This is a genomic window from Alistipes intestinihominis (assembly GCF_040095975.1).
In the GTDB taxonomy this organism is placed as follows: Bacteria; Bacteroidota; Bacteroidia; order Bacteroidales; family Rikenellaceae; genus Alistipes; species Alistipes senegalensis.
On sequence record NZ_JBBMFL010000011.1, the window covers coordinates 15762 to 30603 of the forward strand.

The 14842-nt window shown below is 57.3% G+C and carries 12 protein-coding genes; 1 reads left to right on the forward strand and 11 read right to left on the reverse strand.

The window, feature by feature from the left end; genetic code table 11:
* Nucleotides 1-369 precede the first annotated feature (369 nt).
* The 11 genes from WMO46_RS09895 to WMO46_RS09945 form a co-directional block, all read right to left on the reverse strand.
* Nucleotides 370-1200 carry a four helix bundle protein gene (locus WMO46_RS09895; protein ID WP_349094285.1) on the reverse strand — a complete coding sequence of 277 codons (831 nt, stop codon included), beginning with the start codon at nt 1198-1200 and terminating at the stop codon, nt 370-372.
* Between the two features lie 4 nt (nt 1201-1204).
* Complete coding sequence (locus WMO46_RS09900; RefSeq protein WP_302588417.1) at nt 1205-1816, reverse strand: hypothetical protein; 612 nt, start codon at nt 1814-1816, stop codon at nt 1205-1207.
* A gap of 212 nt (nt 1817-2028) precedes the next feature.
* On the reverse strand, nt 2029-4236 hold the full coding sequence (locus WMO46_RS09905; protein ID WP_349094286.1) for a hypothetical protein: 2208 nt from the start codon (nt 4234-4236) through the stop codon (nt 2029-2031).
* A gap of 54 nt (nt 4237-4290) precedes the next feature.
* Entirely contained in the window at nt 4291-5334 is a 1044-nt protein-coding gene (locus WMO46_RS09910) for a fimbrillin family protein (protein ID WP_349094287.1), read from the reverse strand.
* A gap of 18 nt (nt 5335-5352) precedes the next feature.
* Nucleotides 5353-6498 (reverse strand): DUF4906 domain-containing protein, encoded by a 1146-nt coding sequence (locus WMO46_RS09915; RefSeq protein WP_302588414.1) that lies wholly within the window; start codon nt 6496-6498, stop codon nt 5353-5355.
* A gap of 93 nt (nt 6499-6591) precedes the next feature.
* On the reverse strand, nt 6592-7794 hold the full coding sequence (locus WMO46_RS09920) for a fimbrillin family protein (protein ID WP_349094288.1): 1203 nt from the start codon (nt 7792-7794) through the stop codon (nt 6592-6594).
* A gap of 82 nt (nt 7795-7876) precedes the next feature.
* Nucleotides 7877-8905: a fimbrillin family protein gene (locus WMO46_RS09925; protein WP_302588412.1), complete on the reverse strand. Its 1029-nt coding sequence runs from the start codon at nt 8903-8905 to the stop codon at nt 7877-7879.
* Between the two features lie 118 nt (nt 8906-9023).
* Nucleotides 9024-10088: a fimbrillin family protein gene (locus WMO46_RS09930; protein WP_349094289.1), complete on the reverse strand. Its 1065-nt coding sequence runs from the start codon at nt 10086-10088 to the stop codon at nt 9024-9026.
* Nucleotides 10089-10161: 73 nt separating this feature from the next.
* Nucleotides 10162-11061: a fimbrillin family protein gene (locus WMO46_RS09935; protein WP_227901031.1), complete on the reverse strand. Its 900-nt coding sequence runs from the start codon at nt 11059-11061 to the stop codon at nt 10162-10164.
* A gap of 159 nt (nt 11062-11220) precedes the next feature.
* Nucleotides 11221-12108, reverse strand: coding sequence for a DUF5119 domain-containing protein (locus tag WMO46_RS09940; protein WP_349094290.1), 888 nt, complete (start codon nt 12106-12108; stop codon nt 11221-11223).
* A gap of 27 nt (nt 12109-12135) precedes the next feature.
* Nucleotides 12136-13464 (reverse strand): DUF3575 domain-containing protein, encoded by a 1329-nt coding sequence (locus tag WMO46_RS09945; RefSeq protein WP_019149422.1) that lies wholly within the window; start codon nt 13462-13464, stop codon nt 12136-12138.
* 626 nt (nt 13465-14090) lie between these two features.
* Here WMO46_RS09945 and WMO46_RS09950 point away from each other — a divergent pair.
* A complete protein-coding gene (locus WMO46_RS09950; protein ID WP_349094291.1) occupies nt 14091-14786 on the forward strand; it encodes a recombinase family protein in 696 nt (231 codons plus the stop codon).
* The last annotated feature ends 56 nt before the right edge of the window (nt 14787-14842 follow it).

Consider the following 14842-nt stretch of genomic DNA (forward strand, 5'->3'; position numbering starts at 1 on the left):
CGTGGCGTTGAAATTCAAGTTGCCTGCGTTCGTCGAACTCTGTGTCGGCGATGACGACCAACTGTAACCGTTGGAGCCGACATTCGTCAGCGCACCGGACGTGCGGTTGCGATAGCCCGAAGCGGGCTCAAGTGACCGCTTGCTAAACGGCGCAGGGGATGTCTTTTCCCGGCGGAAGGTGCCAAACCCTGCGGCGGATTGGATTTTCAATACCGGACGACAACGCCGCGCAGCCGTCGTCGGCTCGCCGCGCCTGTTTTCCGTCGCCGGTGGGTCACTGAATTCACAAGATACTCTTCCGGAGGCGCTTGACCTCGACGGAACTCCGATCCTGTCTGCTCTGAGAGAGTTTGGCATCGTGTTTACACATCATTCGTTGTCTTCGCCCGGGGCCGCCCAGGGGGCCTCGGGGGCCGGGGACGCCAAGGGGTCCGGGGCCGGAAAAGGGGCCGCCGCAGCGGGGGCCGGGGCTGCAAAAAGGTCCGTGCGGGCCGAGCGGGGCGCGGGGGCCGGGCGGGTTGCCGCAGGGGCAGGGGCCGCAAACGGGTCCGTGCGGGCCGAGCGGGGCGCGGGGGCCGAGCGGGGCGCGGGGGCCGAGCGGGGCGCGGGGGCCGGGGCCGCAAACGGGTCCGCGGGCACGGAAGCCGCAACGGGAGCCACAGCAGGAGCCGCAGCAGGAGCCGCAAACGGGTCCGTGGGTGCAGAAGCTGCAACGGAAGCCGCAGTCTGAGCCGCAACCGCAGTCTGAGCCGCAACCGTCGTCTGAGCCGCAGTCTGAGCCGCAACGGGAGCCGCAGCCGCAGCCGCAGTCCGGGCCGGAGCCGGAGGAGCGACGATCCTGCGCCGCAAAGTCTTGGTGTGCCAGGCGCCCAACTGTTTGGAAACCGACTCCACCTCGACGGCCAATGTCCGGAACAACTCCAGATTGATATACCGCAAGTCGTACATGATCCGCATGCGGGCCTTGACGCCCGGTATCAGCTCGCGCGCCTGCTGCAATTGCAGGGCCTTGTCGCCCAACATGTTGTAGTGGGCCTTGTAGATCAGCACGAGAACCTCCAGAATGTCCTGTTTGAGCCTCTCGACGAGCGTGTACTTCACGTCGCGGGGGACGCTGGCAATGCACTTGTCGCGGTAGACGTGCTGCAACAGGTCGTAGGCGGCCTTGTAGACGGGCAGGTGGTCGTATTCCGCAGCCATATCGTCAGATCGAATGAATCATTTTTTTAAGTTCGGAGAGAAACATCATGCACTCCAGGGGCGTTTTCTCGGCCAGATTGAATTCCTTCAGCGCTCCGGCGACCCGGCAGGCCGCCGTCAGCGAGAAATCGGCCTCGGCGTAACGCATCCCCGGCCGGGATTCGGCCTCCGACGGCGAACGCATCCGTTCTTCGGGAAGATGTCCGGGCGCAGAATCGGTTGCGACAACATCTGCGGCAGCGACATCGGCATCGACAGCGGCGACAGCGGTTTTCGTCCGGCGCACGGCCTCCTTGAGCGGCTGCGCGGCCTTCCAAACCTCGAACTCCGCGGCATCGACAGCCCGCGGAGCGGCGAAGACCACCCGGTCCTGCTCGCGCGAAATGCACTCCAAAGCCCCGCACACGGCGTTCTCGCTCGCCGCGGGAAACCCGATGGAGACCAAATGCCCCCCGCCGAGCGTCTTCAAAGCCTTCTTCGTGGTCTTGAAGGCCCTCACCTGCGAACACACGGCGAACGCCGAACGCTCGTAGGCTTTCCAGAAAAGCCCCTCGCGGTAGAGAATGATCCGGTCGGTGTTGGCCGCCTCGGTGCGAATGAAATCCTGACTCGTCATCGGTTGAATCGTTTCCGTACTGAAAAAAAAGAAAGGTTTCCGAGCCCGCCCGGCCCCGGGACGAGTCCGCCCCACGATTTGCCTCCTTCATTCCGGACCCCGGAACAGGCATCGGAAACCTGAAAAATTTTCGACCGGCTTACGCCGGTATTCCAACCGTCGGGCTTTCAATGCCCGACGGTGAATGACCGGATGCGGTCGCTGGCGCTCCCTTAATCCAATTCTCGGACACAGCGCACGGGGAAGCCGTAAGCGCGGCTGTAATTACTCTGCGGGCTCACGTACGTGGCGTAGAAATTCAAGTAGCCTGCGCTCGCCGAACTCTGTGTCGGCGATGACGACCAACTGTAACCGCCGGAGCCGACACTCGCCAGCGCACCGGACGGGCGGTTGCGAAAGCCCGAAGCGGGATAGAAGTCGGTCTCGCCCGTCTGGAACGGCGTCGCCGTGTAATAGAAGAAGTAACCGCGCTGAGTGCCCAACGAATTGCGGTTAGCGGCGTTGAAAGTCGCATTACGCTTGTCGTCAGTGTCCTGGCTGCCGTAGTTGCCGCCATCGACCGTGAAGCGGTTCCACAAATCCTTGGGAGCGACGCGGTAACCGTCGGGGCACGGGTCGTAGATCGACTTGTAGATCTTATCCGTCTGAGACTTACGCGGGTAGAGATAACCCGAGCCGTTGCCCCACAAGTGGTCGTTCTTCTTGATGACCCAATCGTAATTATGCGCATCTTTGGTATCGTAGATGAACTGCGTCGGGTTCCGCGTAGCGTAACCGATCATATCCACATCAATCGTATTAGGCGTAATCGCGCTGTTCGTGGAGAGATCGCACATGTTCTCCGGCTGGTTCCACTTGGTAATGCCGGACAGACCGACGAAAGACGTTGCGACATAGGAGTCGCCCGAAGCGGTGATCGTGCTCGGCCGTCCCAGCGGGTCTTTGCGGCCCCACTGGTAGTAAAGACCGAACGACTTGGCATTCGATTCGGTGGTAGCCGTGCCGTCCACAGCGACGGTGGCCTTGTTCATGGCGCCCAGCGCGATCGGCATGACCTCGTAAGTCGAACCCGACCCGATGCTGGAAGACGGAATGGCGTAGGTCAACAGTCCGTCCGTGGGGTCGATCTCGGGAACCCAGATGTGATACGACCACAGGATATTGTCGGAAGCGTCCGTAATGGCGACGACGGCGTTTCCGGTGCCAGCGATGCCCGTGACGGCGACCTTATTCGAAGAAATGGTTTCTGCGACGTTAATGCCCGTCAACGTGGATTCTTTCCACAACAGCTTGGCTTTGGTCGGCTGGGGTGCCTCAGGAGCGAGCGTGCCGGTCTTGCGGAAACGCGGGTTGGACTTGTAAGGCGTGACGACGATGTCCACCTGATCCGTACCAGAGATCAGATAACAGTTGTGCGGGCCGTAATAGTAGAATGTCGGGATGCCCGGCTTGTCCTCGACGGTGTAACGGAAATCCGTGCCGTCGGCCGTGAACTTCTCGTTGATCGGGAAGCGCAGCACCTTGCCGGCGGAAAGGTCCTGAGTGGGCTTGGCGTAGAACGTGAGGATGTGGAGATCGGTCGTGCAGACGATCTTCATCTCCTCGCCGGCAGCGACGGCGGGGAACAACATGACCGACCGGGAGAACGGAGAACCCAATGCGCTGGAGGTGTTGAACGTCCAGTCGATCTTGTTCTCGGAACCTGCGCCCAGTTTCGGAGCGACGGGGTCGGAGAGATCGACCGTAGCCGTGCCGCCGATCTTAGCGGAACCGGAGGTGGTGGTGATGGTCATCGACTCCATAGTCTCGTCTTTGAAATCCGACTGGCTCAAATCGAACGCGAAGGTGCACCAAGTACCCAACTGCTTGAACTTGAAGTTCACCTCGGAAGTGGACTCAGAAGCGACGGCGGGCGTGTTGTACGAAACCTTGATGTCGTTGTAAGTGAACGAATAAGGCGAATCTTTCTCGTTCCACGACCCGATGCCGTACGTCGAACGGTGGTCCTGCGTGTAATTCTTGTTGAGATTGAACGAAATCTGACCGTTGGCGGCGACCTCGGCAGCGACGGCCGGGTAAACGGCCCTGAGGTCGCTGACATTGGTGTAAGCGATACCCTTGCCGCTCAGAGGCTCGAACTTGCCGACGGAAGTGCCCTGACCCGAAACGAGCTCGTACTGAACCTTATCGCCGTTGCTCGTGTTGACCACGAGGATGCGGTCCTTGTTGGACCAATTCACCACGGAATTGGTGCCCAATCCCGTACGGGTTCCGATCTCAGCATCCAAAGAACCCGATACACTGGCAAGCGTGTACTTGCCGCCGACAGCCGGGATGTCGCTAACCTCGGCATCCTTGCTGCAACCTGCCACGGATACGGCGAAAGCCGTCATAGCAGCGTAAAAAAAGATCTTTTTCATATTGAAACAACCTATAAGTGATTATTCGATAGTGTCAAATGATGCCGCGGCAGTCTACCACGCGACGCCGCCGTCGGAATATGCGCCGTCGTTATCGACGGTAGCCTCCCAAGCCAACCCGCCGTCGATATACGAAGCGTCGGGGGAATCGTCGTCGAGGACGACCGAGATCGGCCGCTCGATGAAGTAACGGGTACCGCCGGCGAAACCGCTCGCGGGAACGCCTTTATCGGGAGTGGTCAAAGTCAGACCGGCCTGAGTGGTGACCGAGAACTTCACGGTGCCCGACATATTCGAGGTGGGCAGAATGACGAAGTCGATATAAGGATTCGGATTCTGTCCGTCGGCCTTCTTCGTGATGCGTACAGGTGTGGTGAGCCGGACGGTGACGGTGCTGGTGCCCGAAGCGGGCGCGGAAGCGGCCAGAGAACCGTCGGCGAAGCTCAATTTGCAATCGCCGAACAAAGCGCAACCGGAAACGGAGACGGAAGCCTGAGAGATATAGACCTCGTCAGCGGAAGAAGCCTCGTCAAGGAACAACTGCACCCGCATCAACGACGAAGCAGGCTTGAAGTCGAAGCGGACGGACTTGTTCAACCCGATCTGCTCGGAACTTACGGTGACGGCCTGCGAGAAGCAGACCTGATAACGTCCGAACTCGCCGTTCTGAGCCGAAGGGATGTTCAACAACACGCCCCCGTCGCTGTAAGTGGCGGCAGCGGCGGTCCAAACGGGATAATAAGCGTAGAACGTGTAATCGCCCGAACCGCTCCAACTCTCGGAATAGAGGATGTTCCTGGGGTGGAAGACGGCGAGGCCCGATCCGGCGCCGGACTGGAGCGTGCAGATGTCGTGGGCCTTCAAGGCTTTGGAAGAGTCGAAAGCGTAAGCGCCGATGTTGTCGTAATCGCTCCAATACATCAGGCCCGAGGTGCCGGGGAAATAAGACCGGGACGACGCGGCGGATGCCGGAACGGATGCCGCGGGAGCGACGCCCGTGAAAGTCATCGGAGAACCGCCCGCGGGGACGGAATCCTCCTTGCTGCATCCCATCGCCGTCAAAGCGATGAGAGCCATTGCCAATACGTTGTTTTTCATACGTTTCATCGAATTAAACTATTCCCAAATTCCATCGACGTACTGTCCGGCATCGACGCCCCGGTCAACGACGACGCGAAGATCCCGGGAATTCAATCCCTTGATCGTCGAAGAAACCGTATAATGGTAATTGCGAACCACGTTGAAATCGGTGGACGCATTCTCCCCGAGGTAGATCGTATAAGTGACGTCGGTCAACGCAGAACCGCGCTGGTAGTCGCCGCCGATCTCGATGAAAGTACTGCCCGCAGGAGCGTTTTCAGGACCCTTTTCGGAGGGGCTTTTGATACTGGAGACGACGCCCCGCAGGTTCTCGGGAACGTACCACGTGTACGTGAAAGGGGTCTCCTTGGAAACGGGACCGGAGACGGAAACAGCGGGGTAATTGATGAAATTGTCGGACGAAGCGGCGTCGGGGTACAAACCGGTGGTCCCGGTGGGAAGAGTGTGCTCCAGGAACCGAGTGCACGAAGCGGCGCTCCGCAAGCTCACGCGCGAAGGAGTGAATTTCTCCCCGGCAGCCGTAATCTGAATGTCGAAGGTGAAGTCGATTTTAGCCACCAAACGCTTCATCTGAACCGTTCCCGAAGCGATGACGGAAGATCCCTCGTACGAACCGATCATCGGCAAAACGCCATCGGCAGATACGGCGGCCTCGCTGGCGAAAGCGAGCGTCGAAGCTTCGAACGACTTGAGCGTAACGTCCGAATCGGGCACCCCGTCCCCGGCAGAGAACTTCTGGAAGCGATCCGGACCGACGTTGGCGACGAAATAGATCTTCGTGTCGCCGGAGGTCTCGTACAAAGCGACGCTGAGCGAATAACTCTTCTTCGAGTCATCATCCGTCGTGTCATTGACCCCGATCATGCTCGCATCGTAATACTCGCAGAACAACAGCTTCGAAGCATCCGTCGCGCCGTCGAACTGCAAAACCCACAGGTTCTTCAAAGCATCCTCGTCAACGGTGCTCCGGCCCTCGGCGGCCCCCAAAGCCGATGTCCGCATATCCGCAGCGCTCAGACCGAAAGTCATCCGGGCCGTTCGCCCGGAAGCATCTCCGCCCTGCTCTCCGGATACGGGAATCGTATCCGCACTTCGCTCGCATGAACACAAGGCCGCGGCGACGACGGATAAGATACACAATGTCTTTCTGAAAATTTTCATAACAACTTATACATTTGCAATTCATTCTTAGGTATTCCGGACGGCCCGCCGAAAATCCGTCGGACCCCGCCCGGAACGATAGTGCGGGTGCGGCTACTCGCTCGCGTTTTCGAAAACGATACCGCCCATATCGACATCGGTCCACGCATCGGAACCGGCCAACGCGGAGAAATAAGCCCCCAGATCGGCTGACCAATCCTTATTTTCGGTCCAACTGTCGGGCTTTATCTGCGGCGTGAAATAACCGCCCACGTCGGTCGTCCAACCAGAGATCTCCCAGGAGCCGACGACGACGCTGAAATGAGGCTGATCCCCCAGGGAAGTGTCCCAGACGGCATCCGTATTCCACGGCGTGATCTGCAACGTCAGCAAAACGAAGCCCCCCTGCAAGGAGACATCGAACGTGTAACGAAGACCGGGAGCAAATGCCATAGCGGAAACCTGAGCATCCAGATCGGTGGCCTCGGTAGCGCTGTTGAAGACAACCTGCATGGCCAACCCGAAGGGAGCGTCGGCCTTGGGCAACACCTCGTCCGCGACCGTGTACTCGTAGGGCTGGTCGCCCTGAGTGAAGGTGGACGCGGGGAAATCGTAAGTGCCGCCGCCGACATCGGTCGGCAACGCCTCGCACACGACAGCCGAAACAGGCGAAAGGGTGATTTCGGAAAGCTCCACCTTCTTGATAACGGCTTTCGTGACGTTCTCGGCCTTCCGGGAGATGGTGAAATACAACCGGCTGCACTTACGCTCCAACATGCTCAACGCGACAGTCTGCGACGAAGCCCCCGACTGCGGAGCCACCTGGCATGCAGCGGTAAGCGAACAGGCGTAATCCGTACCGTGTTCGACGCTGACCGAACGATGGTCGGCCGCAAACGGCAAAGCCGGCGTAAGCGCGTAAAAATCGTACGCCCCGGCCGACAACCGCATAGCGTCGCCCGCGGAACTCGTAACCTTGCCCTCGGAATCCACCGCGCACGGTTTCAGAGAACCGTCTTCCTGCACCTCGTAAGCAGCCTCGCTCACGTAAGTATCCTGCGCAATATCCGCAGTCGCACCGGATGCCCGGCGTTTGTAGGCGGCCACACGCACGGTGGACCCTGCGGACAACGACTCCGCGGCAGCCCGGCTGTCAGGACGGACCTGCGGCTGCACCGAGGCCGAGATCCCGACACCGCGCAACGCGAAGCCGACCTCGATTCCGTCAGGCCGGCCGGAGGCAGACTCGGAATCATGGCATGCCCCGGCGATGCCGGCCACGAACAAAATTCCTGTTAAAAACAATATTTTTCTCATAATATACCTGCTTTTCAGAATCGGAAACATCCTGCGATTCCGACTTGCGGGAAGATACGACCTCGAAAAAAGCATCGCTTTCTCAGAGGGTGATTTCCACCCGGTCCGAAGCATCCACCCACGCTCCGATCGTGGCCACAGGCTCGACAGCGGTAGTCGTGAATTTCAACACCACATCGTAAGCCTTGCCTTTCTCGAATCCGGCGTCGGGAACCGGCAGCGCGACTTCGCAGGTTCCGCCCTGCTCCGTGACGACTGCCAGCGACAGGGACGCACCGGCTTCCACAGGGGCGACCATAGCATAACCGCACTCCGCAGCAGTATCCGAACCTTCGGTGAACGCCAGAGGATAGGCAATATCGGCATCATCGGCAAGCCGGCTCTTCGACAGAGACAGGTCTGCGGCAGCGCCCTCGAACCCGACCGTACCGGGCAGCGTGATTTTGCAATCCGGCAGTCGGTCTTTCAGGGCGATGTCGGTTATCTTCCCCCAAACCGCCGGGGCTGCGGCATCGGCCGCATAGGCTTTGAACCTGAATTGCGTAAGCTGGTGTGCGAACGTGAAAACCTTGCCGGTCGTGCCGAACCGGGATTCGGCGACCTTGCAGCCTTCGAGCTCCTGAGTCAGCATAATGTCCGTTCCGCCGTCGATGTTCAGCGTCACGACACCCGCAGCCGGCACCGCCCGCGGATACCACCCCACCAATTTCGTATTGTTATTGGTTTCGCGGCTCAGGTAATATTGAGAGGTTGCGAACGAAATTGCGGCCTCGGAAGATACCTCGCCCGTATTGGCGGCCAGCGTCGCCGGCAATGCGGCGGAAAGAGTCGCATAGGCAGGATATTGACCGTCGTCGAGTTGATCGAGACGGGCGAAACTGACCTCCAACGCCCCGTGTTCCGCATTGATCACGGCACGGGTGAGCGGCGGCAGTTGGGCCGTACGCACCTCCGCGGATGTTGCAGGAACGACACCGCCGCTCAACAGAATCTCCACCGGCGCATCCTTGTCGGGCGTGGGTTTCACGGACGGTTTGCGGTCTTTCGAACATCCTGCCGAAAAGACGGCCGCCAAAAGCAGAGCTGCCGAAAAAAACGATAATTTCTTCATAATCGGGCTTGGATTTATAAAAACGGGGAGAAGTGCCAACCGTAAAACGGCGCATCTCCCCGTTTGAAATTCGATATTCGGGAAAACCTCGGCCGGCAACCCGAAAAAGGGGACCTGATTACTGGATCGGCACCTCGGTGTTACCGCCCTTCACCCAATCCGTAACGGTAGCCGTAGCCACGATTTCCGTAGCCTTGAACGTCAGGGTGATTTCAAAAGCCTTGCCCTGCGTATCGCCAGAGAAAACAGCGGGATCTTCCTCGCCAACCTTAGCCTTATACAGGTCGAAAGAAACCTCTTTCGTCGTAACGGTCTCACCGAGTTTCGTATCGACTTTCAATGCGAAGTGCTTAACACCATTCTCGGCAATGATCGGAGCCACGAGCGAATAAGCAGCCTCCTCAGCCGTAGTAGTCAGTGCAATCTTGTTATCTGCATCATCAACTGCGTTGTCGGTATATGCAGCAGCGTCGATACGATAAAATGCCATTCCGTTTGCCGCAGCATTCGAAAATGCCGTACCGGTTGCAGCCGTACCGGTTGCAGCCGCACCGGTTGCCAACGTAACCTCAGCAGTATCGAAAACGTCACCGTTGTTGGCTTTAACGAGCGAGATACCGGTGATGTCACCCCATACGCCGACAGCGGCATCGCCATCAGCCTTGACTTTGACAATCAGCTTGGTAAGCAGGTGATTGAACGTGAAAGAAGGAACGGTACCAGCCATAGCCGTACTTTTCTTACCACTTACTTCCGCAGCAGCCATAACATCCGTCTTACCGTCGAACGTGTATTTTGCCGTCGTAGCGATATCTTTCCAGTCAGCAAGAGCCGTCGGATAAAGAGCACAGAGGAAGATCGGAGCATCGCTCACCGGATAATATTGCGGAGTAGCGAAACTTGCGGCAGTCGTATTGTCGGCGAACGTCATCTCTCCGTCGCAATACCGAGGAATAGTTTCAGTATAATCCCCGGAAGTTGTGGAACCGAGAACTACGGCTGTGAGGTTGTTTCCGTCAGCGATCTGGCCTTCAAAAGGCGCACGCGTCTCAATAGTAAGGGCTTTCGAGGTAGCCATGATTTCGACCATGTCGTTCTCGACAACGGGACGGTTAGCTAACTCGCTCTTGGAGCAACTTGCCAGCGTCAGCAAAGCAAGCACAGGAACATAAAGCTTTTTCATAGCAAATAAATTAAAAAATTGGTAAATAAATTAATTAATATAAAAAAGGTATCGTAACCCTATGAGATTGTCATTATTGAACGATTGCAGAACCGTAACCGGCCATCACCCACGGAACGACCGTGGCGCTCAAGACAATGCCGGTCTGCTGCTGAAACGACAGCGTAATGAGATAGGAGCGCCCAGCAGCGAAAGATTCCTCTTTCACACCGCCTATCGAGGATGTAGGCCGGATAAGCACGTCATCGTAGGTCGCCTTCGAGGTCTCGACCCGAACATGGAATTCCGGCTGTCCGGGCTCCAACATGACCTCCTGACCGACGCTCTGAGGCTGTGTCGGCGACCCCGTAATGAGCACCTCCGTGATGCCGGGCACGGCCAACTCGCCGGGAGAGCTCCAAGCGCCCAAAGCTCCGGTTTCGATGTTCATGGAAGAGTCGCTATTGACCCCCAGAAGCGAAATGCCCCGAAGAGACACCTCGTTCAACGAAGCGTAACTGTCGATCACCTGGAACCGCAACTGCGTGAGCACATGCCGGAACTCCAATCCCTGCGGCCTGCTATTGCGGCTGCCGGTTACGGGCGTCGCAAACATGACATCCTCCCGTCCGCTCAAAGAGAAATGCAACACGGGGGCGTGTCCGGATGCCGGAGCCTCCACGAAGAAACGGCCCTCGGAAGAGGTTCCGACCGGAGCGTAAGGATGGTAGGCGCAGAACTCGACCGAACTCTCCTCCTCGGCAGGGTAATAATAATTGCCGGCCCACGAAATATTTCCCGTAAGAGCGTCGATGGAAGTCGTGCGGACATTATCCATTCTCAGAACACCGCCCCACTGGCTCCCGTCCGATGGAATGCCGGACGAAGCGTCGGAAATCTGAATGCCGTAGATCCCGACATTGTTTCCCGCAGCGGAGAGATCCTCCAATGAATTGACGGCACGGGTGGGACTCTTCGCACCGAGACGTATCACGGCACGGCCGTCTTCCTGCAATGGCTCCTCAGTACATCCATTGCACACACAAGCAAGCAGGCACAAAAACAGACTACAGATCAAATGCGAATATTCAAGAATATGTTTTTTCATGATCGGAATGTTATTTTACCCGATAAACTAAAATTGCAGGTACGGCTATATGACTCCTCCGCCCGAACCCTCGTCCCACGGAAGGACCGAAGCCCGAAGCTGGCCGTCGATCAACGACAAGACCACACGCAGGGAGATTTCATTCGGGAACACGCCGCCTTCGGAAGCGATACTCCGGACGGCGTCCGTCAAGTCGGCCGTGACCGGATAAACCGTACTACTTTCGTCTTCGCCCACCAACTCCAACGATAACAGATGCGACGGAGCATCCGTACGAGGCGGAACCAAGTCGAGCACGTAAATATCGGCGGTGAAAGAGGAGCTCCCCGCAACGGGATCGGCGGTAAAACGCACGCTCGCGGCGGCGGAGGAACAAAGTCCCGAAAGGCAATGACGCGAAAGCGAAACGCCCGAAAATGAACCGCGGCAGGAACTCAGCGGAACGAAATCCCCGATTTCCAACATGAACCGGACGTGTTTGATGCACGAACAAGGCGCAGCGGCGACCCGAACGGTGTCGCGGTAAGGAACTTCCAGAGTTTCCGACTCGACCAAACGCGTGGCGTAAGCCAACCTTTCGGGCTGGCAGACATGCTCGCCATCCTCGTCCGGCAATACATAGATTTCCGCCGTATCGTAACTCCGCTCGTTGCGCACGGCAACATTGACGCAGTCGCTATTGACGACAATGACACGATAACGGCCGACAGGCAGAACGCCGCCGAATCCCTCCGACGGGCAATCGAAAGAGAGCATCTCCCCGCCGTTCTCGGGATAGAAATAAAACCGGCTGCCGGCAGGCGAAAAACCCTCGTCCCACGACAAAGCGATCTGCACGTAACCTTCTTGTTTACGATAGTCCAAACTCTCTTCGGTGCACCCCCAGGCCATCAACAGCCCGACGGATAAACATATATGAGCAATCGTTTTCATAACCGACTGATATTGATCCGCAATCAATCAATGCTTGTTGCCTCCGAACCGATAAACCACATCGAACCTCAATCCGGTCAATGCGAATTCGTTTTTCTTATCCGAGCTGTTGTAATAGAAATAAGGCAGTTCCCGGTCGTAGATGTTGTAATCGGCACTGCGGTAGCCGCCGCGCACGCTCAATTCGAAACTCCAATGCCGGGACAACGGCAGCAGGTAACCGACCGACACGCCCGCGCTCCAATAAGTACCGGTGTAATTGGTCAGAGTGGTAATGTCGTCGCGGCGGTCACGCTGGTTGTTGAAATCGCCCGCTTCGCCGTAAACTCCGACAAAGAAACCCCGGAACAATCCGTCCCCCCGGAACCACAACCGGGGTTCGACGCTGTAAGCCGAAAGGCCCCAGAACTGTTTGCCGCTGTCGTAAGCCCAATCGGCGTACAATGCGGAAACCCCGACAGACCAACGCTTTGCGAAATAAACCTCGCCTGCGATATTGGGCATGAAAGTCGTTCTCTTGAAATCCGGGCAGACTCCGGCCCATGCGACCAGATCGGTCTTCAAGCCCACGATGGGATACAAGCGGCGGTTTTCCTTCCGCTGCCGGCGGGCAGCGGCGGCGGCTTCGCGCTGGCGCTGCAACTCTTCGGCTTTCCGGCGTGCAGCCTCGGCGGCTTCGCGCTCCGCTTGCAGACGGGCCATCTCCGCCGCCTTGCGCTCAGCCTCTATCCGGGCAGCCTGTGCGGCCTGACGCTCGGCCTCCAAGCGAGCCATCTCGGCAACATGGCGTTCGGCCTCCACCCGGGCGGCCTCTTCCTGCTCCGCAAGAGCAGCCAAACGCCGCTCCTCGGCCTCGGCTGCAGCACGCTCCTGCTCCAAAGCGGCGGCGAACTCCGCATCGTCCAACCGGCGCTGCAATTTCTCCTCCATAATCCGGTGCAGGTCGTACTGCACGGTGATCTCGACACGCCGGGACGCGGGGAACAGCGTCTTCAACATATATTTATAAGGTTCTCCGCCCCGTAAATCCATCAGTTTTTTCTCACGGCCCTCGAATACGCCCACATGGTCGATCAAAAAGAGAACATCCTCACGATGAGCCATCTGCGAACCTTCGACGAGCTCCCGCAACTTGGCCCAGTCTTCCGCCACCCACTTCACCTCGACCGGGAAATGCGACGAAAGAGCGTATTTGTCATTGAGGTAATCCCTGAATCCCTCCGCACGGCTGCGGGCCAGACGCTCGTTGATAGCATAGGAACCCTCTATCGAACAATATCCGCACAAGCGGACCGAATTGACGAAAATGAGACTGTCACGATAAATCTGCCGGATGAACTCGTCGAGTTTGCGCAATTCGGACGCATTATTTTCGAAATCCGGAAGAACCTGAGTCCGGCTTTGCGGATAAGTCAGATAACAACTCATGCTGCGAGCCCCCTCTCTGATGACTTGCCGGTAGGTGGAATCCGAAACCGAGAACAATGAATCCCGCTGCTCCGGGCTGCCGGACATTCCGAATGCGGAATGAACCTGCAAGACGGATACAACGCCCATAAAGACCGGTAAAAGCCGAAAAAACCAGCTAACACAATTGAAAGTACGCATAGAAGGGTTGATTATTAGTCGTTGAAAATGCAGGGAAAACCCTCTCCCCAATGGCCTCCGAGCCCGCGGAAGGAGATGAAAGAACCGATCAATATATTATTTATCAGCAACATACCTCTTCGTTAGTATGCAATTAACCTCCGATTTTTCGCCTATCCGGTTATCCGGTTGATTATCAATATATTGCGAATCCGTTGGGGGGGGGTAATTTGTTGATATTCAATTTTTTCCCGAAAAAATTTCTGCAAAAAAAATTTTTGTAATATATTTGCTTCGAGAAATCGAACGATTTATCTTCTATCGAACGGGCAGAGAATGTCCGTTTTTTGTTTGAGGAGGCATTAGTTGCAGTACATCCATTAACCCTTCAAACAATGATAGTAGCATATTTACGAGTCAGCACCGAAAAACAGACGCTGGCAAATCAACAAAACGAAATCCCGAAATTCGCAGACAGCCGTAACCTGCACGTGGATCGCTGGGTGACGGAAATCGTGAGCGGCAAAAAGAAAGGCCGGGAACGCAAACTCGGGACACTCCTGCGCCGCATGAAACGCGGAGACACGATGATCGTAACGGAACTCTCCCGTCTGAGCCGCACCCTGACAGACATCATGGCGATCGTGGGAGAACTTCTCAAAAAGGAGGTCTGCCTGTACAGCACGAAAGATCACTACGCCTTCGACGACACGATAAACAGCAAGGTGCTCTGTTTCGCATTCGGGCTGGTGGCGGAAATCGAACGAAACCTGATATCCATGCGTACACAGGAGGCGCTGGCGCTGAGACGCGAACAAGGAATCGTACTCGGACGCCGCAAAGGCAGCTACACCAAACTGCAACAGCTCATCGACGACCGCCGCGAAATAGTGAGCATGATGAACCGCGGGCACAGCGTAGCGGCCATCTGCCGCCAATACGGAGTGGCCAGGAATACGTTCGACCGATTCCGGAAACAATACATCTATTCCATCATGCGAGGTCAAAGAAAACGCTGGAGAGTCAATGGGAACGTTGCGGAGCCGAAAGAAAAGACGATCACCGACCATACGGAAACGGTCGAACTCTGAACGCGCCCCCATAACCGCCCGTCATTCAGAAGAGGGGCAGGCAGGAAAGGCACGGA

Coding starts and splice junctions, on each gene's coding strand:
- WMO46_RS09895 (WP_349094285.1), bottom strand. CDS start 1,200: ATGGCTGCGGAATACGACCACCTGCCCGTCTACAAGGCCGCCTACGAC.
- WMO46_RS09900 (WP_302588417.1), bottom strand. CDS start 1,816: ATGACGAGTCAGGATTTCATTCGCACCGAGGCGGCCAACACCGACCGG.
- WMO46_RS09905 (WP_349094286.1), bottom strand. CDS start 4,236: ATGAAAAAGATCTTTTTTTACGCTGCTATGACGGCTTTCGCCGTATCC.
- WMO46_RS09910 (WP_349094287.1), bottom strand. CDS start 5,334: ATGAAAAACAACGTATTGGCAATGGCTCTCATCGCTTTGACGGCGATG.
- WMO46_RS09915 (WP_302588414.1), bottom strand. CDS start 6,498: ATGAAAATTTTCAGAAAGACATTGTGTATCTTATCCGTCGTCGCCGCG.
- WMO46_RS09920 (WP_349094288.1), bottom strand. CDS start 7,794: ATGAGAAAAATATTGTTTTTAACAGGAATTTTGTTCGTGGCCGGCATC.
- WMO46_RS09925 (WP_302588412.1), bottom strand. CDS start 8,905: ATGAAGAAATTATCGTTTTTTTCGGCAGCTCTGCTTTTGGCGGCCGTC.
- WMO46_RS09930 (WP_349094289.1), bottom strand. CDS start 10,088: ATGAAAAAGCTTTATGTTCCTGTGCTTGCTTTGCTGACGCTGGCAAGT.
- WMO46_RS09940 (WP_349094290.1), bottom strand. CDS start 12,108: ATGAAAACGATTGCTCATATATGTTTATCCGTCGGGCTGTTGATGGCC.
- WMO46_RS09950 (WP_349094291.1), top strand. CDS start 14,091: ATGATAGTAGCATATTTACGAGTCAGCACCGAAAAACAGACGCTGGCA.